At 62.8% G+C, this 25910-nt stretch carries 24 protein-coding genes and 1 pseudogene; 21 read left to right on the forward strand and 4 right to left on the reverse strand.

Annotation, left to right across the window (positions count from 1 at the left end):
* Positions 1-623 (reverse strand): annotated as a pseudogene (locus tag PHW99_RS08900) (excinuclease ABC subunit UvrA); the annotation flags it as partial.
* Positions 624-854: 231 nt separating this feature from the next.
* Here PHW99_RS08900 and PHW99_RS08905 point away from each other — a divergent pair.
* The 9 genes from PHW99_RS08905 (at position 855) to PHW99_RS08945 (ending at position 10455) form a co-directional block, all read left to right on the forward strand.
* Positions 855-2051, forward strand: coding sequence for an MFS transporter (locus tag PHW99_RS08905; protein WP_300175953.1), 1197 nt, complete (start codon positions 855-857; stop codon positions 2049-2051).
* A gap of 59 nt (positions 2052-2110) precedes the next feature.
* The gene (gene ssb, locus PHW99_RS08910) at positions 2111-2602 is read left to right on the forward strand and encodes a single-stranded DNA-binding protein (RefSeq protein ID WP_300175860.1); all 492 of its coding nucleotides are present in this window, start codon (positions 2111-2113) and stop codon (positions 2600-2602) included.
* 144 nt (positions 2603-2746) lie between these two features.
* On the forward strand, positions 2747-3847 hold the full coding sequence (locus PHW99_RS08915; RefSeq protein WP_300175862.1) for an efflux RND transporter periplasmic adaptor subunit: 1101 nt from the start codon (positions 2747-2749) through the stop codon (positions 3845-3847).
* A gap of 7 nt (positions 3848-3854) precedes the next feature.
* On the forward strand, positions 3855-7154 hold the full coding sequence (locus PHW99_RS08920; RefSeq protein ID WP_300175865.1) for an efflux RND transporter permease subunit: 3300 nt from the start codon (positions 3855-3857) through the stop codon (positions 7152-7154).
* A 15-nt stretch (positions 7155-7169) separates the two neighbouring features.
* Positions 7170-8456: an FAD/NAD(P)-binding oxidoreductase gene (locus PHW99_RS08925; RefSeq protein WP_300175868.1), complete on the forward strand. Its 1287-nt coding sequence runs from the start codon at positions 7170-7172 to the stop codon at positions 8454-8456.
* Positions 8457-8475: 19 nt separating this feature from the next.
* A complete protein-coding gene (locus PHW99_RS08930; RefSeq protein WP_300175871.1) occupies positions 8476-8700 on the forward strand; it encodes a DUF2892 domain-containing protein in 225 nt (74 codons plus the stop codon).
* A gap of 72 nt (positions 8701-8772) precedes the next feature.
* Positions 8773-9063: a metal-sensing transcriptional repressor gene (locus tag PHW99_RS08935; protein WP_300175874.1), complete on the forward strand. Its 291-nt coding sequence runs from the start codon at positions 8773-8775 to the stop codon at positions 9061-9063.
* A 184-nt stretch (positions 9064-9247) separates the two neighbouring features.
* Positions 9248-9451 (forward strand): hypothetical protein, encoded by a 204-nt coding sequence (locus tag PHW99_RS08940; RefSeq protein ID WP_300175877.1) that lies wholly within the window; start codon positions 9248-9250, stop codon positions 9449-9451.
* Positions 9452-9504: 53 nt separating this feature from the next.
* On the forward strand, positions 9505-10455 hold the full coding sequence (locus tag PHW99_RS08945) for a cation diffusion facilitator family transporter (protein ID WP_300175880.1): 951 nt from the start codon (positions 9505-9507) through the stop codon (positions 10453-10455).
* A 10-nt stretch (positions 10456-10465) separates the two neighbouring features.
* On the opposite strand, the gene PHW99_RS08950 is transcribed toward PHW99_RS08945, so the two are convergent.
* Genes PHW99_RS08950 through tsaB form a run of 3 tightly spaced genes read right to left on the reverse strand, consistent with a single transcriptional unit; the run spans position 10466 to position 12649 of the window.
* A complete protein-coding gene (locus tag PHW99_RS08950; RefSeq protein WP_300175883.1) occupies positions 10466-11437 on the reverse strand; it encodes a uracil-DNA glycosylase in 972 nt (323 codons plus the stop codon).
* Between the two features lie 10 nt (positions 11438-11447).
* Positions 11448-11939 (reverse strand): ribosomal protein S18-alanine N-acetyltransferase, encoded by a 492-nt coding sequence (gene rimI, locus PHW99_RS08955; protein WP_300175886.1) that lies wholly within the window; start codon positions 11937-11939, stop codon positions 11448-11450.
* On the reverse strand, positions 11936-12649 hold the full coding sequence (gene tsaB, locus PHW99_RS08960) for a tRNA (adenosine(37)-N6)-threonylcarbamoyltransferase complex dimerization subunit type 1 TsaB (protein WP_300175889.1): 714 nt from the start codon (positions 12647-12649) through the stop codon (positions 11936-11938). The genes rimI and tsaB overlap by 4 nt, the downstream gene beginning before the upstream one ends.
* A gap of 175 nt (positions 12650-12824) precedes the next feature.
* Here tsaB and PHW99_RS08965 point away from each other — a divergent pair, with 175 nt between their 5' ends.
* The 12 genes from PHW99_RS08965 to PHW99_RS09020 all read left to right on the forward strand — a co-directional run bounded on the left by PHW99_RS08965 (position 12825) and on the right by PHW99_RS09020 (position 25700).
* The gene (locus PHW99_RS08965) at positions 12825-14381 is read left to right on the forward strand and encodes a D-alanyl-D-alanine carboxypeptidase/D-alanyl-D-alanine-endopeptidase (RefSeq protein ID WP_300175892.1); all 1557 of its coding nucleotides are present in this window, start codon (positions 12825-12827) and stop codon (positions 14379-14381) included.
* A 93-nt stretch (positions 14382-14474) separates the two neighbouring features.
* Positions 14475-14735 (forward strand): SemiSWEET transporter, encoded by a 261-nt coding sequence (locus tag PHW99_RS08970; RefSeq protein WP_300175895.1) that lies wholly within the window; start codon positions 14475-14477, stop codon positions 14733-14735.
* 187 nt (positions 14736-14922) lie between these two features.
* Positions 14923-15915 carry a substrate-binding domain-containing protein gene (locus PHW99_RS08975; RefSeq protein WP_300175897.1) on the forward strand — a complete coding sequence of 331 codons (993 nt, stop codon included), beginning with the start codon at positions 14923-14925 and terminating at the stop codon, positions 15913-15915.
* Positions 15916-15987: 72 nt separating this feature from the next.
* Complete coding sequence (locus PHW99_RS08980; RefSeq protein WP_300175901.1) at positions 15988-17499, forward strand: sugar ABC transporter ATP-binding protein; 1512 nt, start codon at positions 15988-15990, stop codon at positions 17497-17499.
* Positions 17492-18463, forward strand: a complete 972-nt coding sequence (locus PHW99_RS08985) for an ABC transporter permease (protein WP_300175904.1) — start codon at positions 17492-17494, stop codon at positions 18461-18463. Before PHW99_RS08980 ends, PHW99_RS08985 begins: the two co-directional genes overlap by 8 nt.
* Positions 18464-18480: 17 nt before the next feature.
* Positions 18481-19518, forward strand: coding sequence for an ABC transporter permease (locus PHW99_RS08990; protein WP_300175907.1), 1038 nt, complete (start codon positions 18481-18483; stop codon positions 19516-19518).
* A gap of 48 nt (positions 19519-19566) precedes the next feature.
* A complete protein-coding gene (locus PHW99_RS08995) occupies positions 19567-20442 on the forward strand; it encodes a sugar phosphate isomerase/epimerase family protein (protein WP_300175910.1) in 876 nt (291 codons plus the stop codon).
* Between the two features lie 19 nt (positions 20443-20461).
* Positions 20462-21106 carry a nucleoside/nucleotide kinase family protein gene (locus PHW99_RS09000; RefSeq protein ID WP_300175912.1) on the forward strand — a complete coding sequence of 215 codons (645 nt, stop codon included), beginning with the start codon at positions 20462-20464 and terminating at the stop codon, positions 21104-21106.
* 46 nt (positions 21107-21152) lie between these two features.
* Complete coding sequence (locus tag PHW99_RS09005; RefSeq protein ID WP_300175914.1) at positions 21153-21725, forward strand: hypothetical protein; 573 nt, start codon at positions 21153-21155, stop codon at positions 21723-21725.
* 20 nt (positions 21726-21745) lie between these two features.
* The gene (locus tag PHW99_RS09010) at positions 21746-23431 is read left to right on the forward strand and encodes a ribulokinase (RefSeq protein WP_300175916.1); all 1686 of its coding nucleotides are present in this window, start codon (positions 21746-21748) and stop codon (positions 23429-23431) included.
* Position 23432: 1 nt separating this feature from the next.
* Entirely contained in the window at positions 23433-24455 is a 1023-nt protein-coding gene (locus tag PHW99_RS09015; RefSeq protein ID WP_300175918.1) for a LacI family DNA-binding transcriptional regulator, read from the forward strand.
* A gap of 222 nt (positions 24456-24677) precedes the next feature.
* A complete protein-coding gene (locus PHW99_RS09020) occupies positions 24678-25700 on the forward strand; it encodes an SGNH/GDSL hydrolase family protein (protein ID WP_300175920.1) in 1023 nt (340 codons plus the stop codon).
* Positions 25701-25910: the final 210 nt, after the last annotated feature.

The raw sequence follows: 25910 nt of genomic DNA on the forward strand, positions 1-25910 counted from the left end.
GCCACGCCATTGATGCGAAACCGCACATACCCCTGGGCCTGCATGTCGGCAAACAGTTCATGGAACTCGCCTTTTTTCTCGCGCGCCACCGGCGCCAGAATCATCAGCCGGGTGTCGACCGGCAAGGCCAGCACCGCGTCCACCATCTGGCTGACAGTCTGTGCCTGCAGCGCCAGGCCGTGCTCGGGGCAATAGGGTGTACCGGCGCGAGCAAACAGCAGACGCAGGTAGTCATGGATCTCGGTCACGGTGCCCACCGTGGAGCGCGGGTTGTGGCTGGTGGCCTTTTGCTCAATGGAAATCGCCGGCGACAGGCCTTCGATCACATCCACGTCGGGCTTGTCCATCAGCTGCAGGAACTGGCGGGCGTAGGTGGACAGGCTTTCCACGTAGCGGCGCTGGCCCTCGGCATACAGGGTATCAAACGCCAGGCTGGACTTGCCCGACCCCGACAGCCCGGTGATCACCACCAGCTGGTTGCGCGGAATGTCGAGGTCGATGTTTTTCAGGTTGTGCGTGCGTGCCCCCCGGATGCTGATGGTGGGTTGCTGCAACGCCACGGCAAGGTACTTGCCATCATCGGCTGGGGGTCGGAGGGAGTGGCCGTCGGCGGGTTGGTTCAAGGCGTGCCCTGCTCAAAAAGTGGAAGGTGAAAATGCACCGGGAAACCCGCCATGATAGTCAAACTGCCGTTGCTGGCCTTGACCGCTGCAGCGGCGCCGCCGCTGGCGATGTGAATCAGTGACAATCCGGCGCACGCGGCCCGCTTTGGGTTGCCTGTGTGCTTTCGGAGAAATTCTTTGCCTCAAGCGAATGTTCCGCTGGAATCGGCCAGTGCCTCACCCTCGTCCGCGATGACGCCCACCGAACTGCGTGCCAGTTTCTCGCTGGCTTCGATTTTTGCCCTGCGCATGCTGGGCTTGTTTTTGATCCTGCCCGTGTTTGCCATGGAGGCCACCCGTTACCCCGGAGGGGATGACACCGCCATGGTGGGCCTGACCATGGGAATCTATGGGTTGACCCAGGCGATGCTGCAGTTTTTGTACGGCTGGGCGTCGGACCGCCTGGGGCGCAAGCGGGTGATCGTGTTTGGCTTGCTGGTGTTTGCCATCGGCAGTGGTGTGGCGGCCCTGGCGCCCAACTTGTTCTGGCTGGCGGTGGGTCGTGCAGTTCAGGGCGGTGGCGCGGTTTCCGCGGCGGTGACAGCGCTGCTGGCAGACCAGACCCGAGACGAGGTACGCACCAAATCGATGGCCTTGGTGGGCGCCAGCATCGGCCTAATGTTTGCCCTGTCCCTGGTGGCGGCCCCGGTGCTGGCGGGCTGGATCGGCCTGGTGGGCCTGTTTGCGCTGACCGCCGTGCTGGCGCTGCTGGGCGTGGTGGCCGTGCTCTGGTGGGTTCCGGCAGAACCCGTGGCGCACAAGAACCAGCCGCGTGGCCGGGTGCTGGACGTGTTGCGTTCCCCCGCCCTGTTGCGGCTGAATGTCGGCGTGTTTGTGTTGCATGCGGTGCAATTGGCGATGTGGCTGGCCTTGCCGGCCATGTTGGTGCAGGCCGGCTTGGCACGCAGCCAGCACTGGCAGGTGTATCTGCCAGCGGTGCTGGGCTCGTTTGTGGTGATGGGGGGCAGCCTGTTCAAGCTGGAAAAACGCGGCTATCTGCGTGCCGTGTTCCTGACCTCGATCGGGCTGACGGCGCTGGTGCAGTTGGGCTTCTGGTGGCTGGTGGGGGCTGCGCCCGGACTGCTGGAACTGGGCCTGTTGCTGTTTGTGTTCTTTTACGGCTTCAACGTGCTGGAAGCCAGCCAGCCCAGCATGGTGTCGCGGCTGGCACCCGCCCATTCGCGCGGTGCGGCCATGGGGGTGTACAACACCTTGCAGTCGCTGGGTTTTTTTGCCGGCGGCCTGGCGGGTGGCTGGCTGATGAAACATGGTGGCGCCAGCGGGCTGTTTGCGGCCTGCGCCGGCCTGATGCTGGCCTGGCTGCTGGTCGCCTGGCCCATGGTTGCGCCCGCTGCCAGGTCGGCACAGGCCCCAACCAAAGCCCGATAATGTGCGCTTGAATTTTGCCGGGCAGCCTCTTTGCCGCTTATTTAATCAAGGATTCCATCATGGCCTCTGTCAATAAAGTCATTCTGTTAGGTAACCTGGGCCGTGACCCCGAAGTCCGTTATTTGCCCAGCGGGGACCCGGTGGCCAACGTCACCATCGCCACCAGCAGCCGCTACAAGGGCAAGACCGGCGAGATGGTTGAAGAAACCGAATGGCACCGGGTCACGTTTTTTGGCCGGCTGGCCGAAATCGCCAGCCAATACCTGAAAAAAGGCCGGCCGGTGTATGTGGAGGGGCGCATCAAGACCCGCAAGTACACCGACAAGGACGGTCAGGAGAAATACGCCACCGACATCATCGCCAGCGAGATGCAGCTGCTCGGCGGCCGTGAAGGCATGGGTGAACCTTCGGGTGACGATGAAGGCGGCGGTTACTCGCGCCCGGCGCCGGCGGCCCGCCCAAGCGCGCCAGCACCACGCCCGGCGCCAGCGCCGGCGCCCACGCGCCCGGCCAGTGGCTTTGACGATATGGATGACGACATTCCGTTCTGACCGCAACAGCGCCCGGTGAGGCCGCCGCCGGCGGCATGGGTCACAGCCCTTGCAGACATGATCTGCAAGGGCTTTTTTTTCGGCACTTGCAAGATCAGAAGGAGTTCCCATATACTCCCCATGGTATTTTCCTAAGGAAGTTTCATGGCCACGATACATTCGTTTCATGCGGTCCGTTTTGCACATTCCCGACGCTGGGTGCTGGGGCTGGCCGCCTTGTTGCCGGTGTCATGGGTGATGGCACAAGGACCGGCTCCGGTGCCGGTCGCGGCGGTGCAGATCAAGGCCGTGGGACAGGGCTTTGAAATGGACGGGGTGGTGCAGCCGGTCAAACAAAGCACCGTGTCGTCCCAGGTGTCCGGCCGTCTGACGGCGCTGGCGGTGAAAGCCGGCGACCGGGTGCGCGCCGGACAACTGCTGGCCAGTATCGATGACCGCGAAGCCCAGAGCGGGGTGCAGCGCAGTCAGGCCCAGGTCGCGCAGGCCCAGGCCGAACTGCACAACGCGCAGGCCAGCTTCGAGCGCACGCGTGATTTGCTGCGCCAGGGGTTTATAAGCCAGGCCGCCATGGACACGGCGCAGGCGCAGCTCAAGTCGGCGCAGGCGGCACGTGATCAGGCCAGTGCCGGAGTGCAGCAGGCCAATCTGTCACAGGGGTTTGCCCGGGTGACAGCACCGTTTGATGCCTGGGTATTGCAAACCCATGCCGAAGTGGGTGATCTGGCCCTGCCGGGCAAGCCGCTGTTGACGCTGTATGCACCACTTCCCATGCGGGCCGTGGTGCAGGTGCCGGTGTCGCGCTCCAAGTCCTTGTCAGAGCGTGTTTCGGTGGAAGTCCAGGTCCCCACCGCGGACGGCTCGTTGCAGTGGATCCGCCCGTTGACCACCAGCCAGCTGCCCGGTGCCGATCCGGTGTCCCAAACCATTGAATGGCGCCTGGACCTGCCAGTGCAGGCAGCCAATGGGCTGACGCCAGGGCAGCAGCTGCGGGTGCGCTTTGCCGCAGGACAGGTCCGGCGTTTGGTGATTCCTGCCGCCGCCGTGCTGCGCCGTGGTGAGCTGACGGCGGTGTATGTGGTGGCAGGCCAAGGGTTTGCGCTGAAGGCCGTGCGTTTGGGGGCCGACCATGGCAGCCAGGGCGTGGAAGTGCTGGCCGGCCTGACCGAAGCGGACCGCGTGGCGCTCCATCCGGTGAACGCCGGCCTGGCCGGTGCCCTGGCAGCCGGCTCAGCGCCAGCACAGTGAGGTGAGCATGAAACAAGCAACCCCGCTGGGTATTTCCGGGCGACTGGCGCGGGCCTTCAAGCTCAATGCCATCACGCCGCTGTTGGCGCTGGTCGCCTTGTTGCTGGGCCTGTTTGCCGTGCTGGTGACGCCCCGTGAAGAAGAGCCGCAAATCAATGTGACCATGGCCAATGTGCTGATCCCGTTTCCGGGGGCCAGCAGCGCCGATGTGCAGAACATGGTCGCACGCCCGGCGGAACAAGTGCTCAGCCAGATTGCAGATATTGAGCACACCTATTCGGTGGCGCGCCCGGGCATGGCGGTGATGACCGTGCAATTCAAGGTGGGGGTACCTCGCACGGAGGCGCTGGTGCGGCTGTACGACGTGCTCAATGCCAACCAGGACTGGCTGCCGAGGGATCTGGGCACACTCAGTCCCATCGTCAAACCCAAGGGTATTGACGATGTGCCCGTGCTGGCGGTGACGATGTGGAGCCGTGACGCGACCGCCGCTGTTGAGCTGGAGCGTGTGGCCCACACCATGGAGGCTGAACTCAAACGCGTGCCCGGCACCCGCGAGGTGCAGACCATCGGCGGCCCGGGACGCGCCGTGCATGTCTGGCTGGACCCGGCCCGCCTGCGCGAGCGGGGTGTGGACTTGTTGTCTCTCAAAAACCTGCTGGCCAGTGCAAATGTCAGCATGCCCTCGGGCGCGGTATTTGATGGCTCCGGCAGGACTGCGCAGATGCTCCAGGTGGAAACCGGTGAGTTCCTGCGTTCGGCTGATGACGTGGGTGATCTGGTCGTGGGGGTCAGCAAAGGGGCTCCGGTGTTTCTGCGTGAGGTGGCACGGATTGAAACTGGCGCCCGCCAGCCTGCCCGTTATGTCTGGTTTACCCCGGGGCAGGCCGCGTCAGCAGCAGCGAGCGCGGCGGCGACACCGGCCGGACAGCCGGGCGACGTTTATCCGGCCTTGACCCTGACTGTCACAAAAAAACCCGGCATCAACGCGGTGGACGTGGCCAGTGCCGTGCGCGCCCGGGTGCTTGAGCTGAGCAATACGGTGATTCCTACCCACATCCAGACCACCATCACCCGTGATTACGGTGAGACCGCCGCCGAAAAAGCCAACAAGCTGATCCAGAAGCTGGCCTTCGCCACGGGGTCGGTGATTCTGCTGGTGGGTTTTGCGCTGGGGCGACGCGAGGCGGTGATTGTCGGGGTGGCGGTGATCCTGACCCTGATGGCCACCCTGTTTGCCTCCTGGGCCTGGGGCTTCACCCTGAACCGGGTGTCGCTGTTTGCCCTGATTTTTTCCATCGGTATCCTGGTGGATGATGCCATTGTGGTGGTGGAGAACATCCATCGCCACCAGCAGCTCAAACCCCACGAATCGCTGCGCCAGATCATTCCGGCGGCCGTTGACGAGGTCGGCGGCCCCACCATCCTGGCCACGCTGACGGTGATTGCCGCCCTGCTGCCCATGGCCTTTGTCAGCGGACTCATGGGGCCCTATATGAGCCCGATCCCGATCAATGCCAGTCTGGGGATGGCGATCTCGCTGGGGATTGCATTCACGGTCACCCCCTGGCTAGCCCTGAAAGTCATGCGCCAGCACCATGGCTCGGGTGACACCGCAGCGCCGGTGAGCGCCCTGGGCGCCCGGCTGCAGTCGCTGTTTACCCGGGTTCTGACGCCTTTCCTGGACAGTGCCCGCAAGCGTTGGCTGTTGCTGCTCGGGATTCTGGTCGCACTGATGTTGTCGGTCGGCCTGGCACTGGTGCAGTGGGTGGTGCTGAAGATGCTCCCCTTTGACAACAAGAGTGAGTTCCAGGTGGTGGTTGAAATGCCGGCGGGAACACCGCTGGAAAACACCGCGGCGGCCTTGCATGAGCTGGGGGGCTATTTGGCGCAGCAGCCCGAGGTGCTGAACCTGCAGGCCTATGCCGGCACCGCCTCCCCGATCACGTTCAATGGTCTGGTGCGCCAGTATTACCTGCGCGCCGATGCTGAACAGGGCGACCTGCAGGTGAATCTGGTCGACAAGCACCATCGCAGCGACCAGAGTCATGCCATCGCCCAGCGGCTGCGCCCCGAGCTGGAAAAAATTGGCCTGCGCCACCATGCCCGCATCAAGGTGGTGGAAGTGCCGCCAGGCCCTCCGGTGATGTCGCCGCTGGTGGCGGAAATCTACGGCCCCGATGAAGCCGGCCGCCAGCAGCTGGCGGACCGGGTGGCGCAGGCTTTTGCCATGACGCCGGACATCGTGGGGGTGGACACCTCGCTTCAGGGCAATGCGCCGCGCGCCTATTTGCGGGTACGTCGCCAGCGCGCCGAGTCACTGGGGATCCCGGTGGCGGCCATTGCGCAGACGGCGGCCATGGCCCTGTCGGGCATGGATGCCGCTTATCTCCATGACGAACAAACCAAATACCCGGTACCGGTGCGCCTGCAATTACCACTGGTGGATCAGGTCGGGCTGGACGCCATTCTGGCGCTGCCTTTGCGTGCCGCCAACGGGCAGATGGTGCCCTTGTCCGAACTGGTGCAGGTGGAGCATGGTGTGGCCGACAAGCCCTTGTTCACCAAAGACCTGCAGGCGGTGAGTTATGTCTATGGCGACATGGCCGGCAAGCTGGATTCGCCCTTGTATGGCCTGTTTGCCATTCGTGACCGCCTGGCAAGTGCCGCCTTGCCAGGAACCGGCGCCCTGGGGGAATACTGGATCCGCCAGCCGTCGGACCCGTATCGGCAATACGCACTGAAGTGGGATGGCGAGTGGCAGATCACTTACGAAACGTTCCGCGACATGGGGGCGGCCTACGCGGTGGGCCTGGTGCTGATCTACCTGCTGGTGGTGGCGCAGTTCCGCAGCTACCTGACCCCCCTGGTGATCATGGCGCCGATTCCGCTGACCATCATCGGGGTCATGCCGGGGCACGCCTTGCTGGGGGCTCAATTCACCGCCACGTCGATGATCGGCATGATTGCCCTGGCGGGCATCATCGTGCGCAACTCCATCTTACTGGTGGACTTTATCGAGCTGCAAGTTTCTCAGGGTATGGCGTTCAAGCTGGCGGTGGTCCAGTCTGCAGCGGTGCGTGCCCAGCCGATTGCGCTGACCGGACTGGCCGCGATGATTGGCGCCTTTTTCATTCTGGATGACCCCATTTTTAATGGCTTGGCCATCTCCCTGATTTTTGGCATTCTGGTGTCCACCGTGCTGACGCTGGTGGTGATACCCGTCCTGTATTACGCGCTTTATCGGCGACGTATAGAGCCGCACGCAGATGCGGCAGGCCCCAACGGAAACCTTCCTTCAACTTGATCAACAGGAGACAAAATGGCTCATATCGTCATCATGGGTGCTGGCATCGGTGGCATGCCCGCAGCTTACGAATTGCGTGAAATGCTGCCCCCGGAGCACCGCATCACCGTCGTCAACACCACCGACTACTTCCAGTTTGTGCCGAGCAACCCGTGGGTCGCGGTCGGCTGGCGTGACCGTGACGCCGTGACGCTGCCGATTGCCCCCTATCTGGCACGCAAGAAAATCGGTTTCATCCCCAAAGCGGTGACGGCGATTGACGCCACTGCCAGCCAACTCACGCTGGTCGATGGTGAGACTCTGGCTTACGACTACCTGGTGATCGCCACCGGGCCCAAGCTGGCTTTTGATGAGGTGCCCGGCGCCGGGCCGGTCAAGTCTGGCGGCGGTGGTTTCACCCATTCCATTTGCCACGTGGACCACGCCCAGGCTTTTTTTGCCGATTATGAAAAATTCCTGCAAAACCCGGGGCCGATCGTGATCGGCGCCATGCCGGGTGCCAGCTGCTTCGGCCCGGCCTATGAATTCGCCATGGTGGTAGACACCGATCTGCGCCGGCGCAAACTTCGCCACAAGGTGCCGATGACCTTCGTCACCAGTGAACCCTATATCGGGCACCTGGGCCTGGGTGGCGTGGGTGACAGCAAGTCGATGCTGGAGTCCGAGCTGCGCGGCCGCGACATGAAGTGGATCACCAATGCCAAGACCACCCGGGTGGAAGAGGGCAAGATGTTTGTGACCCAGCTGGACGACCATGGCAACACGCTGAAAGAGCATGAAGTCGGCTTCAAACTGTCGATGATGCTGCCCGCCTTCAAGGGGGTGGATGCCGTGGCCGCCGTGCCCAATCTGTGCAACCCGCGTGGCATGGTGCTGATTGACGAGTTCCAGCGCAGCAAGGCCTACCGCAACATCTACTCGGCCGGGGTCTGTGTGGCGATCCCACCGGTCGAAGTGACGCCGGTGCCCACCGGCACCCCCAAAACCGGCTACATGATCGAGAGCATGATGACGGCGATCTGCCACAACATCCTGGACGATCTGGCCGGCAAACCCGCCGTGGCCAAAGGCACTTGGAATGCCGTTTGCTTGGCCGACATGGGCGACACCGGCGCCGCGTTTGTGGCCTTGCCGCAGATCCCGCCACGCAATGTGAACTGGTTCAAAAAGGGCAAATGGGTCCATCTGGCCAAGGTGGCGTACGAAAAATATTTCATGCGCAAGCTGAAAAAAGGCACCTCCGAGCCCATTTATGAGAAATACATCATGGGCTTGCTGGGTATCAACCGATTGAACAAGTGATCAACCAAGGAGTTTTGAAATGACAGTGCAACGTTATATTTTGGTATTCGCCGGACTTTTTGTGATGCTCTCATTGGCCCTGGGGGTGGAAGGCAGCCCGCTGTTTGTCAGCAAATGGGCGCTGGCCTTCACGGCTTTTGTCGGCGCCAACCTGTTCCAGTCGGGCTTCACCAATTTTTGTCCGTTGGGCGTCATTTTGAAAAAACTGGGCGTACCGGAAGACAAGGCAGGTTGCGCTCGTTAAGCCAGACACGCTCGCGGCATCCGGCCGGCGCCAGGGCCGCGGGCATCAGCCACTGACCACAGGAACAAAGTTATGACGGTATTGACGAATGAGGCGGCACGTACCGAGGTGATCAATCGCCTCAAACGGGCCGAAGGCCAGATCCGCGGCGTGCAACGCATGATCGAAGAGGGCGAGAGCTGTCTGAAGATCAGCCAGCAGTTCTCTGCGGTCCGCAAGGCGCTCGACAGCACCTATTTGCGCATGACCATGTGTTTCATGGAGCAGGAATTGCATCAATGTTTCCCGGCGGATGAGACGCAAAAGGAAGGCCTGGAGGCCATGCTCAAGGAAATGGAAGGGCTGCTGGCCCGCATGGGTTGACGTTCTTACCAGAAAAACAGGCCTTCAGCCCGGATGAAATATGCACATTTAGCTATATTTTTTATAGCTAAAGTTTTCCAGGCAGGTCGCCACTGATAAGCCAGCCTTAAGCAAGGGCTAAGCCGGGCTTAAGGCCGGGGCGGGATGATTCACCCCATTCCATCTCACTTCAACGAGGCCCGCCATGAATACCGATCTGCACCAATTTGTCACCAAGTACCTGTCCATCGTGTTCGGCACGTTGATGCTGGTGAGTTTCTGTGCCTTTGTCACCATCCCTTACAGCCTGAGCGTCCAGCCTGGTGAAGATGTGATGGCCCGGACATCCAGCCCCGTGGCTGCCCCCCAGCTGGCCGCAGACACCCTACCGACCGAACCCAAGGTCTGAGCCGCAGGCGCCAGTGGCCTACACTTTGGCCACTGACTCCTGATGACATCGCCATGCGCACCGACGAATTCCCCGACAACACCGAAGACAGCCCCTTCAGCCTGGCCGAACGCTCGGCCGCGGCTTCACGCAGCACCTGGGTCAGTGTGGCAGTCAATCTGCTGCTGACCGTTGCCCAGATTGTGGCTGGCGTACTGGCCAAATCCCAGGGTTTGATTGCCGATGGCATCCACTCCCTGTCTGACCTGGTGGCCGACTTTGTGGTGCTGTTTGCCAACCACCACAGCCGCAAGGACGCCGACGAGGACCATCCCTACGGCCACCAGCGTTTTGAAACCGCTGCCTCACTGGTGCTGGGCTTGCTGTTGTTGGCCGTGGGCCTGGGCATGTTGTGGTCGGCAGCGCACAAGCTGCAAAGCCCGGAGTCGATCGCCACCGTGCACGTCACCGCGCTGTGGGTGGCCGCCGGCGCGCTGGCGGCCAAGGAGCTGCTGTTTCGCTACATGCTGGCGGTGGCCAAGCGCGTCAAGAGCAGCATGCTGGTGGCCAATGCCTGGCACGCCCGTTCGGACGCCGCCTCATCTTTGGTGGTGGGTGTCGGCATCATCGGCAACCTGGCGGGTTACCCGATTCTTGACCCGATTGCGGCCGCCATCGTCGGCTTCATGGTGACCCGGATGGGCTGGAGTTTTGGCTGGGATGCACTGCACGACCTGATGGACCGCGCCGCCGACGACGCCGAGGTGCAAGCCATTCGCACCACCCTGCTGGAAACCCCCGGCATCCGCGACGCGCACGATGTGCGTACCCGCAAGATGGGCGACATGATTGTGGTCGACGCCCACCTGGAAGTGGATGCCACCCTGAGTGTGGAGCAGGGGCATGACATTGCCGTGCTGGCGCGCCAACGCGTGATGCAGCGCCACCGGGTGCTTAACCTGATGACCCATGTGGACCCGCACAAGCGGCCCGATCTGGACCACGCCACCATCGGGCCGGGTTGAGCCAACCGGTTCAGGCCGCCGCGGTGCCGCCCTGCACCACCTCCATCGCCAGACACAAATCCTCCCAGGCGCGGGCCTTGTCCTGGCTGTTGCGCAGCAGATAAACCGGCGGGTAGGTCACCACCACCGGCACACCCTGGTAATGCCAGACCTGCCCGCGCAGCTTGCCCAGCGGCAGCTTCAGGCCCTGCGGGTGGTCTTCACTGAGCAGCACCTGCATCGCCAGGCGGCCCATGGCCAGAATCACCTTGGGCTGCACCAGGGCGATTTCACGGCGCAAATAATGGGCACAGGCGGCCACCGCCTGGGCGTCGGGCGCCGTCGGCAAGGCCGGGCGACACTTGAGCACCAGACTCAGGTAGGCCGTGCTGGCCGCCTCCCAGCGCGCCGGCGGCTCGGTCGGCGCAAACCGCCTGACCCCCACGGCCTTGAGCATGTTGTCCAGCAGCACACCGGCATCACCCACAAACGGCACACTGGCGCGCTCCTGGGCATCGTCGGGCGGCTCTCCCAGCACCAGCCAGTCGGCACGCAAGGCTTCGGGCGGGACCGCCAGCACCGGCAGGCGGCGGCCCAAACACATGGCACAGGCCTGGCAGGTGTCAACGGTGCGGCGCAGCGCCGGCCAGTCCAATTGCCCGATGCCCGGCGGCAAGGGCAACAAGCTGGTGGGGGACGGCCCGGCAGCAGCTGGCCGTGGCCCCGCAGCCGGCTGGCGCACATGGGCGGCCTGGGTGGACGGGGCTGCCACAGGTGCTGGCGACATCGCCTCAACCTGCATGGCATTTTGCTCTTCAGCCCAGGTGAAATCTTCATTTGAAGCTATATTTTCAATAGCATTTTGCCGATCACTGTCGGTCTGCCAGTCCTTGACCGCTACCGCCAGAGGTGCTGGTGGCTCCGCCACCGTCTGCGGCGCCCAGACGTGCACCCCCATCTCAGCCAGCATGGCGCGTTGGCGGTCATCCAGATCAAGACTCATGGGGTGATTCTCACAGACTCGGGTTGCCGGCCTGCGGCAGCGGCAGGCTCATGATCACGGCGTCCTCACGCGGCCCGCCGCCACACGGGTAATACTGCTTGCGCTGACCGACCGTGCGAAAACCATGCGCCTTGTAGACGTGGATGGCGCGGGTGTTGCTGGCCCGTGCCTCCAGCCAGACCCACTGCAACCCCTGCCCGCGTGCCCACAGCGTCAAGGCGTCCAGCATGACCTGCGCCCAACCCTGGCGCTGGTAGGCCGGGGCCACGGCGATGTTGAGTAGGTGCACCTCCTCAAACCCCTTCATGGCGACAAAATACCCCAGCATGCTGTCCCCGGCCATCAGCAACTGCGCCTGGTAACCGCTGGCCAGACAGTCGGCAAAGTGGTGGCGCTGCCAAGGGTAGGGGTACACCTGCTGCTCCAGCGCCGTCACGGCGTCCAGATCGGACGCCAGCATCGGCTCAAAACGCGCCTCGGGAGCGGCATTGAACGCACTCATGCCGTCGGCCCGGCCGGTTTCAACGCCGCCCGTTCCGCCGTGGTTTGCGCCACCTTGTCGCGGATGTAAGTGGGCAAGGCCTGCGCGGCGCTGACAGCCGCCCCCGCCGCCAGCAGGGCCGGCGCCAGACGCAACAGGGCCGCCGCCGTCGGCCAGGCCGGCACCCGTCGGCCCGGGCCATCGGGCAGGCGCGCGCCATAAGCGGCAAACACGTTGCCAGCCAGCACGCCGACGCCGTCCCAAGCCAACTGTTCAGGTTTGATCAGGCGGTAGTCCGTGCTTTGCGACCAGCGCCCGTGCGCCCACTGGTAACTGGCGGCATACAGTTCATCCATCCGGGCGTCCAGCAAGGCGGTGACCGCCAAGTTGTCCGTGGCCTGGAGCTGGCTGCGTGCCTGCTCCGCCACGGCCAGCAGGGTGTCCACCGGCAGCACCGGCAGCGCCGCGCCAAAAGCCAGCCCCTGCGCCACCGAACAGGCGGTACGCAGACCGGTGAACGACCCCGGTCCGGCGCCAAACACGACAGCGTCCAGCTGGCCAAAGTCCAACGCAGCCAGCCCCATCAGGCGCTGAATCTCGGGGATCAAGTGGGTCGAGGTCAGCGCCCCACCCGCCGCCGTGTGTTGCCACAGGTGCGCGCCAGCGCCGTCACCGCGCTGCACGGCAATCGACATCGATTCGGTGCTGGTATCCAGGGCCAGCAGATTCATGCGCCACCTTTCGCAGTCAGGCCATTTATTTCAACACATTGAAGGATCAAATCAGGCTCCAGCCTATTTATTGACTATATAGTAAGCTACTATTTTAATAGCATCCTGTTATCCAGAAGCATCCGGCCAACAGACAGACAGGGGGCCATTATCCGCGGCGCCCCATAATTCAACCATGTTGATCCAACCCAGACGGAGCCGGCGCTGGCTCCTGCTCGCACTGACGCTGGCCTGCGCCCTGGCCGGGGCGCAAACGCTGCGACCCGGCGCTTCGGCGCCGTTGCCCGCCAGCGTGACAACGGCCCTGGCCCAGGCCGGGGTACCGCTGGACGCCATCAGCGTGCTGGTACAAGATGCCGACGGCCAGGCGGCGCCGCGCCTGAGCCACCGCGCTGACCAGGCCATGAACCCGGCTTCGGTGATGAAACTGGTCACCACCTACGCCGCGCTGGACCTGCTGGGTCCCGGCTTCACTTGGCGCACGCCGGTGTGGCTGGACGGCCAGATCAACCGTGGTGTGCTCAAGGGCAATCTGGTGATTCAGGGCCAGGGCGACCCCAAGCTGGTGCTGGAGCGCCTGTGGCTGCTGCTGCATCGGGTGCAGAGCCTGGGCATCCGCAAGATCGAGGGCGACATCGTGCTCGACCGCCAGGCCTTTGCCCCGCTGGAGGGGCATCCGGGTGACTTTGACGGTGAACCGCTGCGCCCCTACAACGCCACGCCCGACGCGCTGCTGATCAACTTCAAATCGGTGGTTCTGACCTTGGTGCCAGACCCGGCCCATGGCGTCGCACGGGTCCAGCTGGACCCGCCGCTGTGGGGCGTGCAGGTGCCGGCCACGGTGCCGCTGAGCAACGGCAAAGTCTGCGGCGACTACCGGGGCACGCTCAAGGCAGACTTCTCCGACCCGGCATCCATCCGGCTGGCTGGCAGCTACCCGGTCAGTTGCGGTGAAAAGGTTTGGCCAGTGGCCTACGTCGACCCCGCCAGCTACACCGCCCGCACCGTGCAAGGCCTGTGGCACAGCATGGGTGGCCAATTGACCGGCCGGGTGCGCGAGGGCAACGCCCCCGCCACCGCGGCCACCTTTGAGTCGCAGTCGCCGACACTGGCCGAGGTGATCCGCGACATCAACAAGTTCAGCAACAACGTGATGGCGCGGCAGCTGTTCCTGACACTGGCAGCCCACCGCACTGGCACTGGCACTGGCACTGGCACTGGCACTGGCACTGGCACTGGCAATGGCAATGGCAATGGCAATGGCAATGGCAATGGCAAGGCTACGGCCGCCGCCACACAGGAGGCCGCGCGTGAGGTGCTGCGCCAATGGTGGCAGCAGCGCATCAGCCCGGCCTTGGCCACGTTGCCGTCCTTGCCCGCGCCCATACTGGACAACGGTTCCGGCCTGTCACGCCAGGAGCGCATCAGTGCCGAAGCGCTGGCCCGGCTGTTGCAGGTGGCCTGGGCCTCCCCATACATGCCCGAGCTGATGTCGTCGCTGCCGATTGTGGGGCTGGATGGCACACTCAAGCGCAGCCGGGCGACCCCGGCCGGCGCGCACCTCAAGACCGGCAGCCTCAACGGCGTGTTGGCCCTGGCCGGTTATGTGCATGGGGCGGGCGGCAAACAAGTCTGCCTGGTAGCCATCATCAACCATGCCAACGCGAGCGACGCCAAAGCCGCACTGGAAGCGCTGGTGGACTGGGCCGTCGGCAGCGCATCGGCCCACTGAAGCCCCCACATCCGGTGCGCCATGGCGCGCGCCGGCACGCGGCCCATCGTCCAGTTCGCCGACAATCTGGCGTATCCCACTCCCCGTTCACCCATGAATCTGACTGATTTCTTCGGCACCGTGGCCGCCACCCTGACCACGGTCAGCTTTTTGCCACAGGCCCTGCACACTTTCCGGACCAAGGATGTTCGCGGCATTTCACTGGGCATGTACAGCGTGTTCACCGTGGGCATTGCCTGCTGGCTGACCTATGGCCTGCTGCTGGGCGCCTGGCCGATCATCATCGCCAATGCCATCACGCTGGCCCTGGCGGCCACCATCCTGGTGATGAAACTGCGTTACCAAAAGACCTGATTAGGGTAAGCACCAATGCCTCTGTGCGTTGCTGCACCTACCATCGCGCAATCGATTGTGCATTGATCCAGAAATGAGCATCGATAGGCTAAAGAGCGCTGATGGCACCCTTGGCTGCAGTAACTCCGGAAACTTTCCGGGAGTTGATCTTTCGGTTTTGTACCCTATTACTCTGAGGAGACGCCTTATGAAATTTGGACTCAAGCGCATCGCCAGCCTGATCGGCATTGGTGTTCTGACCCTGGCCGCCCAGACGGCCATGGCCGCCAATGACGTGGCTGTGGTGGTCAAGATTGGTGGTATTCCATGGTTCAACGCCATGGAAACCGGCATCAAGAAGGCTGGCAAGGAACTCGGCAGCGAAGCCTGGATGGTTGGCCCGACCGTGGCTGACGCCGCCCAGCAAGTGCGCGCCGTGGAAGACCTGATTGCCCGCAAGGTGAAGGTCATCGCTGTGGTACCCAATGACGCCAAAGCCCTGGAGCCGGTCTTCAAGCGTGCCCATGACGCCGGCATCAAGGTCATCACCCACGAGTCGCCGGAGCAAGTCGGCAACGACTGGAACATCGAGCTGACCACCGTGGCCGGTTTTGGTGAAATGCACATGGAAGCACTGGCCAAAGCCATGGGCGGCAAGGGCAAGTACGCGCTGTATGTCGGCTCCCTGACCGTGCCGCTGCACAATGCCTGGGCCGATGCCGCCATTGCCTACCAGAAGAAAAAATACCCTGACATGAAACTGGTGGCCGACCGCTTTGGCGTGGCCGAAAGTGTGGACGACTCCGCTCGCACCACCCAGGACTTGCTGCGCGCCAACCCCGACCTGAAGGGCGTGCTGGCCTTCGGCAGCCAGGGCCCGATCGGCGCTGGCCGCGTGGTGCTTGAGAAAAAACTGGTGGGCAAGCTGGCCGTGGTCGGCCCCTTCTCTCCTGGCCAGGGCGCCAAACTGATCAAGGATGGCGGCATTGTTGAAGGCTACATCTGGAACCCCAGCCTGGCTGGTGAGGTGATTGTGCGTGTGGCCAAACTCGTGGCCGAAGGCAAGGCACCGACCGACGGCATGGACATTCCCGGCGTCGGCAAGGTCAGTGTCAACAAGACCACCCGCAACATCCTGGGCCAGAAGCTGGAGCCAATCAACAAGGGCACCATCGACAAGCTCGTCGGTATGGGTCTGTAAGACGGCCCTGCCTCTCAGCGTCGGGGGCCTGGTGGCGCCCGACTTTTCTCCACCGCTTCACCGTACCGCAACATGAGCGACCGCAATGTCCAGGGCAACGCGCCGTTTGTCCGCGTGTCCGGCGTGACCATGAAGTTCTCGGGTGTGACGGCCTTGAATGCCCTGGACTGGGACATTCTGCCGGGTGAGGTGCATTGCCTGATTGGAGAAAACGGCTGCGGCAAATCCACCACCATCAAGGTGCTCTCCGGGGTCAATCAGCCCGAACCCGGGGCGGTGATCGAGATTGATGGCCAGCGTCGTGAGCACCTGACGCCGCACCTCTCCAAACAGCTGGGTATCCAGGTGATCTACCAGGATCTGTCGCTGTTCCCCAACCTCAGCGTGGCTGAGAACATTTCAATCGAGGAGGCACTGGGCAGTTATGCCAGTGTCATCAGCCGTCCCCGCATGCGTGAACGCGCGGCAGCCACCATGGCACGGCTTGGCGTCAACCTGCCGCTGGACGCCCTGGTGGGCGACCTGCCGATCGCCACCCGCCAGTTGGTGGCGATCTGCCGCGGCATGGCCGCCGATGCCCGCCTGCTGTTCATGGATGAACCCACCGCCTCACTGACCCGTTCTGAAGTGAATGCGCTGCTGGAAGTGGTGCGACGCCTGCAAGCTGATGGTGTGGCCGTGGTGTTTGTCAGCCACAAGCTTGACGAGGTGGTGGAAATCGCCGACCGCGTCACGGTGCTGCGTGACGGCAACAAGCTCGGCACCTACCCCGCCGAGGGGCTCAATGACAAGCGCCTGGCCGAACTGATGACGGGACTGGATATTGAACACCACGTCCATGCCCGCGACTGCACCCAGGCCATGCCGGTGCTGCAGGTACGCGCGCTCACTCGCCAGGGGCAGTACCGCCATCTCAGCCTGGAAGTCCGCCAGGGCGAGGTGGTTGGCCTGGTCGGCCTGCTGGGTGCCGGCCGCACGGAGCTGGCATTGAGCCTGTTTGGCATGAACCCACCCGACAGTGGTGAAGTGCTGCTGCAGGGCCGTCCGATGTTGGCGCGCACCAATCGCCAAGCGATTGATGCCGGCATTGCCTATGTGTCCGAGGACCGGTTGAGCCTGGGTCTGAACATGCGCCAATCGGTACAGGACAACATGGTGCTGGCGGTGCTCAACCGCATCAGCGCCTGGGCCGGCTGGCTGACCCCCGAGCGCAGGGAAACCATGGCCCGTGCCTGGCGCAACACATTGAACATCAAAATTCCGTCACTGACGGCCCCCGTCAGCCAGCTCTCGGGGGGCAATGCCCAGCGCGTGGTGCTGGCCAAGTGGCTGGCCACCAAGCCCAAGCTGCTGATCCTGGATTCACCGACAGTGGGCGTCGACATCGGCAACAAGCAGGGCATTTACGAGATCGTGCACGATCTGGCCAGGCAGGGTGTTGCCGTGCTGATGATCTCGGATGAAGTGCCCGAGGTGTACTACACCTGCGACCGCGTGCTGCACATGCGCGACGGCGAGATCATTGAATCCTTTGTCCCGGGTGTCGCCAGCGAGGCCCAGATCATGGAGTCGGTTTATGCGTAACGCTGTCAGCCGGATGCTGCCGCGCAGTTCCACCGGCTACCTGGTGTTGGTGATCCTCATCATGGCCGCCTATTTTGGTGTGCAGGCCCCAGAATTCCTCACCATCGGCAATTTTGTCGACCTGATCGAAGGCGATTCGGTCACCGCGATCCTGGCCATCGGCCTGTTTGTCGTGCTGGTGGTGGGTGGCATTGACATTTCCTTTGCCGCCACGGCGTCAGTGGCACAGTATGTGGCCGCCTATTGCGCCACCCGTTCGCAAATTCCGTGGCCACTGATCATTCTGATCAACCTGCTGACCGGCACCGTGCTGGGGTGCATCAATGCCTGGCTGATTGACCGCCTGCGGGCGACATCGATCATCATCACGATCTCCACCATGAGCCTGTACTTTTCCCTGCTGATGTACTTTTCAGGAGGCAAATACATCTATGGTCTGCCCGCCTGGCTGAGCGACGCGGTGGTGCTGCTTGAATTTGCCGGCCAGGGTGACAGCACGGTACGCATCACACTGCCGGTACTGGTGATGCTCAGTGTTGCGGCGTTGACCGCGTTCATCATGAACCGGACGGCGCTGGGGCGACAGGTGTTTGCAGTGGGTGGCAATCCCGAGGCCGCCAAACGGGCCGGCATCAACCTGACGGTGATTCAGGTGTTCGCCTACGGTTACCTGGGCTTGCTGGCCGGGCTGGCCGGACTGGTTCAGGCCAACCGTGTGGGTGAGGCCGTGCCCAATGCCATGGTGGGCGGCGAGCTGTTTGTGCTGGCCGCCGCTGTGCTGGGGGGCGCCAGCCTGATGGGCGGACGCGGCAGTGTCGGTGGTGTGATGCTGGGTATCTTGCTGCTGGCCATGCTGCGCAACGGGCTCAATCTGATTGGCATTTCACCCTACTTTTTCCAGATCCTGCTGGGTGTTGTGATCCTCACCTCCGCCGCCATGTCGGGCCTCAAGTCCCGCCGTTGATGAACCTCCCGGACCCCATGCCAATGACCCACCCCATCGACACCCCGGCTCCTGGCGGCTTGCCTGCCTGGGTCACCCCGTTGCGGCAGCGACTGGTGCGCAGCAACGGCGCCGGCCTGGTACTGTTGCTGGCCGTGTTGTGCCTGGGCTTTACCGTCGCCTTGCCCGGCCGTTTTGCGACCCAGGACACGATCCGGTCCATGCTGTTTCAGGTGCCCGAACTGGGTCTGCTGGCGCTGGCCATGTTGTTGCCCTTGATCAGCGGTGGCATCAACCTGTCCATCATTGCCAGCACCAACATGGCGGCACTGGCTATGGCCTGGGTATTGACCAGCGGGGTGATTCCGGTCGGCCATGTGACGTTGACCATCAGCGCCGCCTTGCTGGCGGGGGCACTGCTGACACTGCTGGTGGGGTTGATCACCGGCTACCTGGTGGCCTCCGTCAACGCGCACCCCATTCTGGTCACGCTGGGGGTGATGTCCATCGTCAACGGCACCTGCGTGCTGCTCACCCGGGGCAAACCGATTGCCGGGTTCCCGGCCGAATTCCAGCTGATTGGCTCGACCCTGATCATGGGCGTTCCGCTGCCGTTCTGGATCTTCCTGCTGGCCACGGTAGCCATCGCCCTGTACCTCTCGCGTACCCGCCATGGGGTGGCGGTGTACATGGTGGGCTCCAACCTGGAAGCCACCCGCTACTCCGGGGTGGACACCCGCTGGGTGCTCATCAGCGTCTACACCATTTCCACCCTGCTGTGTTGGGTGGCCGCCATTTTGATGATGGCCCGTTTCAACTCGGCCAGCGCCGGTTACGCCCAGTCGTATCTGCTGGTGACGGTACTGGCCGCCATTCTGGGCGGGGTGGACCCTTTTGGCGGTTTTGGCAAGGTGTCCGGCCTGTTCATTGCCCTGATCGTGCTGCAGGTGATCTCCAGTGGCCTGAATCTGCTCGGTGTTGATCCCCAGCTGACCCAGGCCATGTGGGGCGGCACCATGATTCTGGTGATGGCCGGTCGTTACCTGGCCTCCCGCAAGAACCAACCCCGGCATTAACTGCCATTTTTGTCCTGACCTGAACTTCCACCTGAAAGGAATTTACCCATGAATCCCCTTGGCGTACACGCCCTCGTCTGGGCGGGTGACCTGACCCCCGAGTCCACCCGCAAGGTCATCAGTCAATCCAAACAAGCCGGCTTCGATCTCGTCGAGTTGTCACTGCACGGCCCCAAGGTGATGGATCTGGCGCTGACGCGGGATCTGCTGCAGGAGTACGGCCTGCAGCTGGGCTGCTCACGCGGGCTGACCTTTGCCGCTGACGTCTCCAGCGAAGACCCGGACTGCGTGGCACGTGGCATCGCATTGCTCGAAGAAGGTGTGAACGTCACGGCCGCTCTGGGCGGGAAGTATTTTGGCGGCATTCTCTACGGTGCCATGGCCAAGTACCCGGGTCCCCTGAGCGCCAAGGGCCGCCAAAACGCGGTTGATGCCGTCAAACGCATGGCCGACTATGCCTTGACCAAGGGCGTGACCCTGGGTCTTGAAGTCGTCAATCGCTATGAAACCAACCATCTCAACACGGCCCTGCAGGCGTTGGAGATGCTCGACAAGGTGGACGCCCCCAATGTGGTGGTGCATCTGGACACCTACCACATGAACATCGAAGAAGCCGACTTCATGCAGCCCGTGCTGGCCTGCGGCAAGCGTCTGGGTTATGTGCATATCGGCGAAAGCAACCGGGGTTATCTGGGTTCGGGCACCGTGGATTTCGCGCAGTTCTTCAAGGCACTCACGCTGATCGACTATCAGGGGGTGATCACGTTCGAGAGCTTTTCCTCCACCGTGGTCAACGAAGACCTCTCCAATGCCCTGGCCATCTGGCGCAACCTGTGGGACGATGGCATGAACCTCGCCGTGCACGCCCGCGAATACATGGCCAATGGCCTGCACGCAGCAGCCATGGCGCACTCCCACCACTGAACGCCCGGGAGTCCCAACCATGCCCGCCGTGCTGCCGGAAATTCCGGCCTCTTATCTGCGCCGGATTGAGGTGTTGCTGGCCAGCGGACAACGCAAGCTGCTCGGTCTGGTGGGGCCACCCGGTGCGGGCAAATCCACGCTGGCGCAAGCCTTGCACCAGCAATTTCCAGCGGTTTCCACTTTGGTGCCGATGGACGGCTATCACCTGGCCAATGCCGAACTGCAACGCCTGGGCCGTGCTCAGCGCAAAGGAGCGCCCGATACCTTTGACAGCGCCGGCTACGTGGCGTTGCTGCGGCGTTTGCGCCAGCAGGCCGGGACAGAAACCGTCTATGCCCCGGAATTTCGACGCGACATCGAAGAGCCGATTGCCGGCGCGATTGCCGTCAGCGCGGCAACCCGGCTGGTCATCACCGAGGGTAACTACCTGCTGCACCACGAAGGTTACTGGGCCGACGTCGCGGCTTTGCTCGATGAAATCTGGTACGTCGACGTCGATGACCACCTGCGCCGGGAAAGACTGGTGCAGCGGCATGAATTTTTTGGCCGTAGCCATCAGGCCGCCGTTGATTGGGTGAGCAACACCGATGAACCCAATGCCCGCCTGATTGCCGCTGCACGCCACAAGGCCCACGTCCAGTTCCAGTGGCCGAGCCACGGATGACGCCCTTCCCCCACCTGCGTTGCTGTCCCACCCGAGAAAGGCCCCCATGGACTACCGTCAACTTACCCAGACTGTCATTGCCGAAAACGCCGCCATCCTGAACGCGGTCAACCCGCAAGAAATCGAAGCGCTGATCAACGAAATCATGCGCGCCAAGACCATCCAGCTCTACGCCATGGGTCGCATGCAACTGTCGGTGCGCGCCTTCGCCATGCGCCTCAAGCACATGGGCTTTGACACCTATGTCGTCTACGACACCACCTCACCCTACCTCGGTGCCGGTGACCTGCTGATCGGACACTGCGCGGTCACCAATGTGGAACTCAATGTCATCACCTGCGCCAAGCAGGCTGGCGCCCGCGTTGCGTTGCTGACGGCTCATCCGGAAAACACCCATGGCCAGCTGGCCGATTTGTGTGTGCTGGTGCCAGGCCAGATTTTTGGCACCGGCCAGGAACTGCCTTCAGTTCAACCCATGGCCTCGTCGCTGGAGCAGGCCCTGTTCCTGCTGGTCGACATCATTGCCATGATGCTCATTGAACGCAAAGGCGTGTCACTGGCCTCGATGCAGGCCAGTCATACCAATCTCGAAGGCCTGCCGCAAGGGTTTGCCGGCTGATCCGCCACCCCAAGAACCCGATGGCGCACCCCGCCGTGGCCTACACACTTGGCTTTGATTTCGGCACCAACTCGGCACGCGCCGTGGTGGTTGACAGTGCCAACGGGCAGGAAATCGGCAGCGCTGTGGTGGCCTACCCGTCGGGACACGACGGCATCCTGCTGGATCCGGCACAACATCACCTGGCCCGGCAGCGCCCTGCCGATCACCTGTTGGCCCTGGAAAAGGCGGGGGTGTTGGCGCTTGAGGACGCTCAATCCTCCACGCCGGCTTTTCGACCTGCCCTGGTGCGTGGCATCGGCGTCGCCGCCACCGGCTCCAGTCCGCTGCCAGTGGACCGGCACAACCAGCCGCTGGCCTGCGACACGCGGTTTGCCGGCAACCTGAATGCACAGTGCTGGCTGTGGAAAGACCATACCAGCATCGACGAGGCCCAGGCCATCACACACACGGCGCAGGCGCAGCGCCCTCACTATCTGGCCAGGATCGGCGGCACCTATTCGGCCGAATGGTTCTGGGCCAAGATCTGGCACTGCCTGCAGGTGGATGCCGACGTGTTTGATGCCGCCTTTTCCTGGGTGGAGCTGGCGGACTTTCTGCCCGCCACACTGTGCGGCATCACCGATCCACGTCTGATCCGGCGCGGTATCTGCATGGCCGGCCACAAGGCGCTGTATGCGCCAGATTGGGGCGGCCTGCCAGATGGCGAATTTCTGGCCGCCCTGCACCCCAGGCTGGCGGCGCTGCGCGACCATCTGTATGCGCAAGCGCATGACATCTCCGTTGCCGCCGGCCACCTGTGCCCGGACTGGGCGCAACGCCTCGGACTGCCTGTGGGGCTGCCGATTGCGGTTGGTGAACTGGATGTCCATTTCGGGGCCATTGGCTGCGGCGTGGACGAAGGCACCCTGGTCAAGGTCATTGGTACATCGACCTGTGACTGTGCGGTCGTTGCGTCCGACCAATCTGTGGCTGACATTCCGGGCATCTGCGGCGTCGTTCGAGGCGCCATCCTGCCGGGCTATGACGGCATTGAAGCTGGCCAGTCAGCCGTCGGCGACATTTTCAAATGGTGGGTCGAAGGCGTGCTGGGTGGCGACGCAGCCCGGCATGAACGCCTCACTGCGGAGGCCGCGGCACTCCGACCCGGTCAGTCCGGCCTGCTGGCACTGGACTGGAACAATGGCAACCGCACAGTGCTGGTGGACCAGCGCCTCACCGGCCTGTTGCTCGGACAGACATTACACACAACACCAGCAGACATCTACCGGGCCCTGATTGAAGCCACCGCTTTTGGCGCCCGCGTCATCATTGAACGCCTGCGCCAATATGGCGTGCCGATCAGCCGGGTGGTGTGCTCAGGCGGTATCGCCGACAAAAACGCCTTGCTGATGCAGATCTATGCCGACGTCACCGGCTGTGAAATGCGGCTCGCCCGCTCCAGCCAGGCCTGTGCATTGGGCGCCGCCATCGCCGCCACGGTACTGGCTGGTCTGCACCCTGATCTACGTACCGCGCAAATGGCCATGACCGGACTGCGGGACACCGCTTATCATCCTGACCCCAGGAACCGGGATCGCTACGATCTGCTCTACACCCTTTACCTCCGTTTGCATGACGCGTTTGGTGGCGTCACCTCAACCGCTGACTTGTCCCTGGTGATGAAAACCCTGCTGGAACTCAAATCCGATGCACAAGGTGCTTGATATGAAAAAAGCCAGCGACCGGAAAACCACCATTTATGCCCTGGCCGAACTGGCGCAGACGTCTTCTTCCACCGTCAGCGCCATTCTGAACGGCACCTGGCGGCAGCGCCGCATCAGTGAAGAAACGGCCAATCGGGTGCAGGCGCTGGCCCTGGAACACCGCTACAGCGTGAATCGCCAGGCCAGCGGCTTGCGCAAGAGCCGCTCCGGCCTGATCGGCATGATCATCCCGACCCATGAGGACCACTTTTTTGGCAGCATGTCGCAGGTGTTTGACGAAATGGCACGGACGCGCCATTTGCAACCCATTGTGGTGAGCACGCTGCGTGACGCTGAACTGGAAGTGGCCACGGTGGCCACTCTCATCAGTTACCAGATCGAGTATCTGGTGGTCGCTGGCGCCACGGCGCCCGACGCTGTCAGCGAGGTTTGCCAGCACCATGGGGTCAAACACGTCAACGTCGACCTGCCGGGCACACTGGCGCCCTCTGTGACCAGCGACAACTATTGGGGCGCGGCACAGTTGACCGCCATCCTGATCGCCCGTTCCCGGCCACAGCACCCCCCGTTGCGGGACCGGCTGTATTTCATCGGTGGTATTGCCGGTGACTACGCCACCCGCCGACGGGTACAGGGTTTTGCCGATACCGTCAACCAGCAATGGCCCCTTGAGCCGCAACAAATCCGCAATTGTGGCTACGACGCCGCCCTGGCAGAAACCGACTTGCGACAGCTGTGTGCCAGCCTCGGCGGACTACCCCGGGGCATTGTGTTTGCGTCATCTGTGGTGCTGGAAGGGGCCATCAATTACCTGAAAACCCTGCCACTTGAGGAGCTGGAACGTTGTGTGTTCTGCTGTTGTGACTGGAACCCGTTTGCCAGCTACCTGCGTTTCCCGGTGCACATGACCCGTCAGGATGTCAGCGGTCTGATGGAAGCCGCCTTCCAGATCATCGACGGCCAGGACGAGGGCGCACCACGTCCCTTCGTGGAAGTCTTACCACACCTGGTGCTGGGGGATTGATGGCTGCCGGTATTGCGTCATTGGCACAACGCCGCGGGTTTACCCGATTCCCGATACCGGCCGCCAACGCTAACATCCTGTTACAGAAATAGCACGATCGTTCTTTTAAACTTTTTTGGAGAATTTATGCGGCATTTGTCAACTTGGGGAGCGGTATTCGGTACAGCGCTACTGTTAGCAGCTTGCGGTGGTGGAGATAACGGCCCCGTCAAATTCACCTCCATGGTGTCCTTTGGAGACAGCCTGAGTGACGTCGGCACCTACAAGGTGGGTACTGTGGCGGCGCTGGGCGGCGGCAAATACATCGTTAACGGCATTGGCGGCGCCATCGGTGCCGAGCCAACCCCCTCCAATAACTGGACCGAGCTGATTGCTGCCCAGGCTGGTTTGCCAGCACCTTGCCCGGCACAGACCGGCCTTGACGGTGACGCCGCCCAGGGCTTCAAGGTGCCCGTGGTGAACCACACCGGCTGTTATGGTTACGCCCAAGGTGGCGCCCGTGTGACCAACCCGGTGGGGCCAGGTAACAAATTGCTGGGTGGCAGCAATGCCATCCTGGGACAGCTCACTGTTCCGGTGGTCACCCAGATCGCCAATCACCTGAGCGCCAAAGGTGGCAGTTTCAGTGGTACCGAACTGGTCTCCGTGATGGCGGGTGGCAATGATGTCTTTATCAATCTGGCCACCATCAGCCCCACCGTCTCCGCGCTGGTAGCCAGTGGCATGAGTGTCGCAGACGCAACCAACCAGGCATCCACCGCCGCCGTGACCGCCATGGGCACAGCGGGCGCCGAATTGGCGAATTACACCAAAACCCAGATCCTTGGCAAAGGTGCCAGATACGTCGTGGTGGTCAACCTGCCCGACGTCAGCAAGACCCCGTTCGCCTACGCCCAGGATGCGGCCACCCAGGGTCTGATCAACACCATGGTGGTTACCTTCAACACCCAGTTGCAAGCCGGTCTGGCAAACGCCAATGTGCTCATCGTGGACGCTTATGCTGACCATCGCAGTCAGGCGGCCAGCCCGGCAAGTTATGGGCTGACCAACGTCACCGTTCCGGCCTGCAACCTCAGTGCGCCGACCAACCCGCTGGGCAGTTCACTGACCTGCAACGGTAATAACGTCATCGCCGGTGACGTGTCGCATTACGGTTTTGCGGATGGCGTTCACCCCACGCCTTATGGCTACAAACTGCTGGCTCAACTGGTGACCAGACGGATGGCCCAAGTCGGCTGGTTCTGACCCAGCCAGCCTCAAGGGAGACATCCTCCCGACAGCAAAGCCTGCAACGCAGGCTGATCCAAGCCCCGCTTACCGGGGCTTTTTTTATGCCTCCAACTCCCCCAAATGGGGGATAGGCACGCGGCCAGGCGACTTCTAGAATGCCTCGACGACAGAGTCCGGACTCCGCAGAGTGATCCTGTCGCCTTCCAATCAACCGTGATGCATTTT

This window comes from Rhodoferax sp. (assembly GCF_028689305.1).
In the GTDB taxonomy this organism is placed as follows: Bacteria; Pseudomonadota; Gammaproteobacteria; order Burkholderiales; family Burkholderiaceae_C; genus Rhodoferax.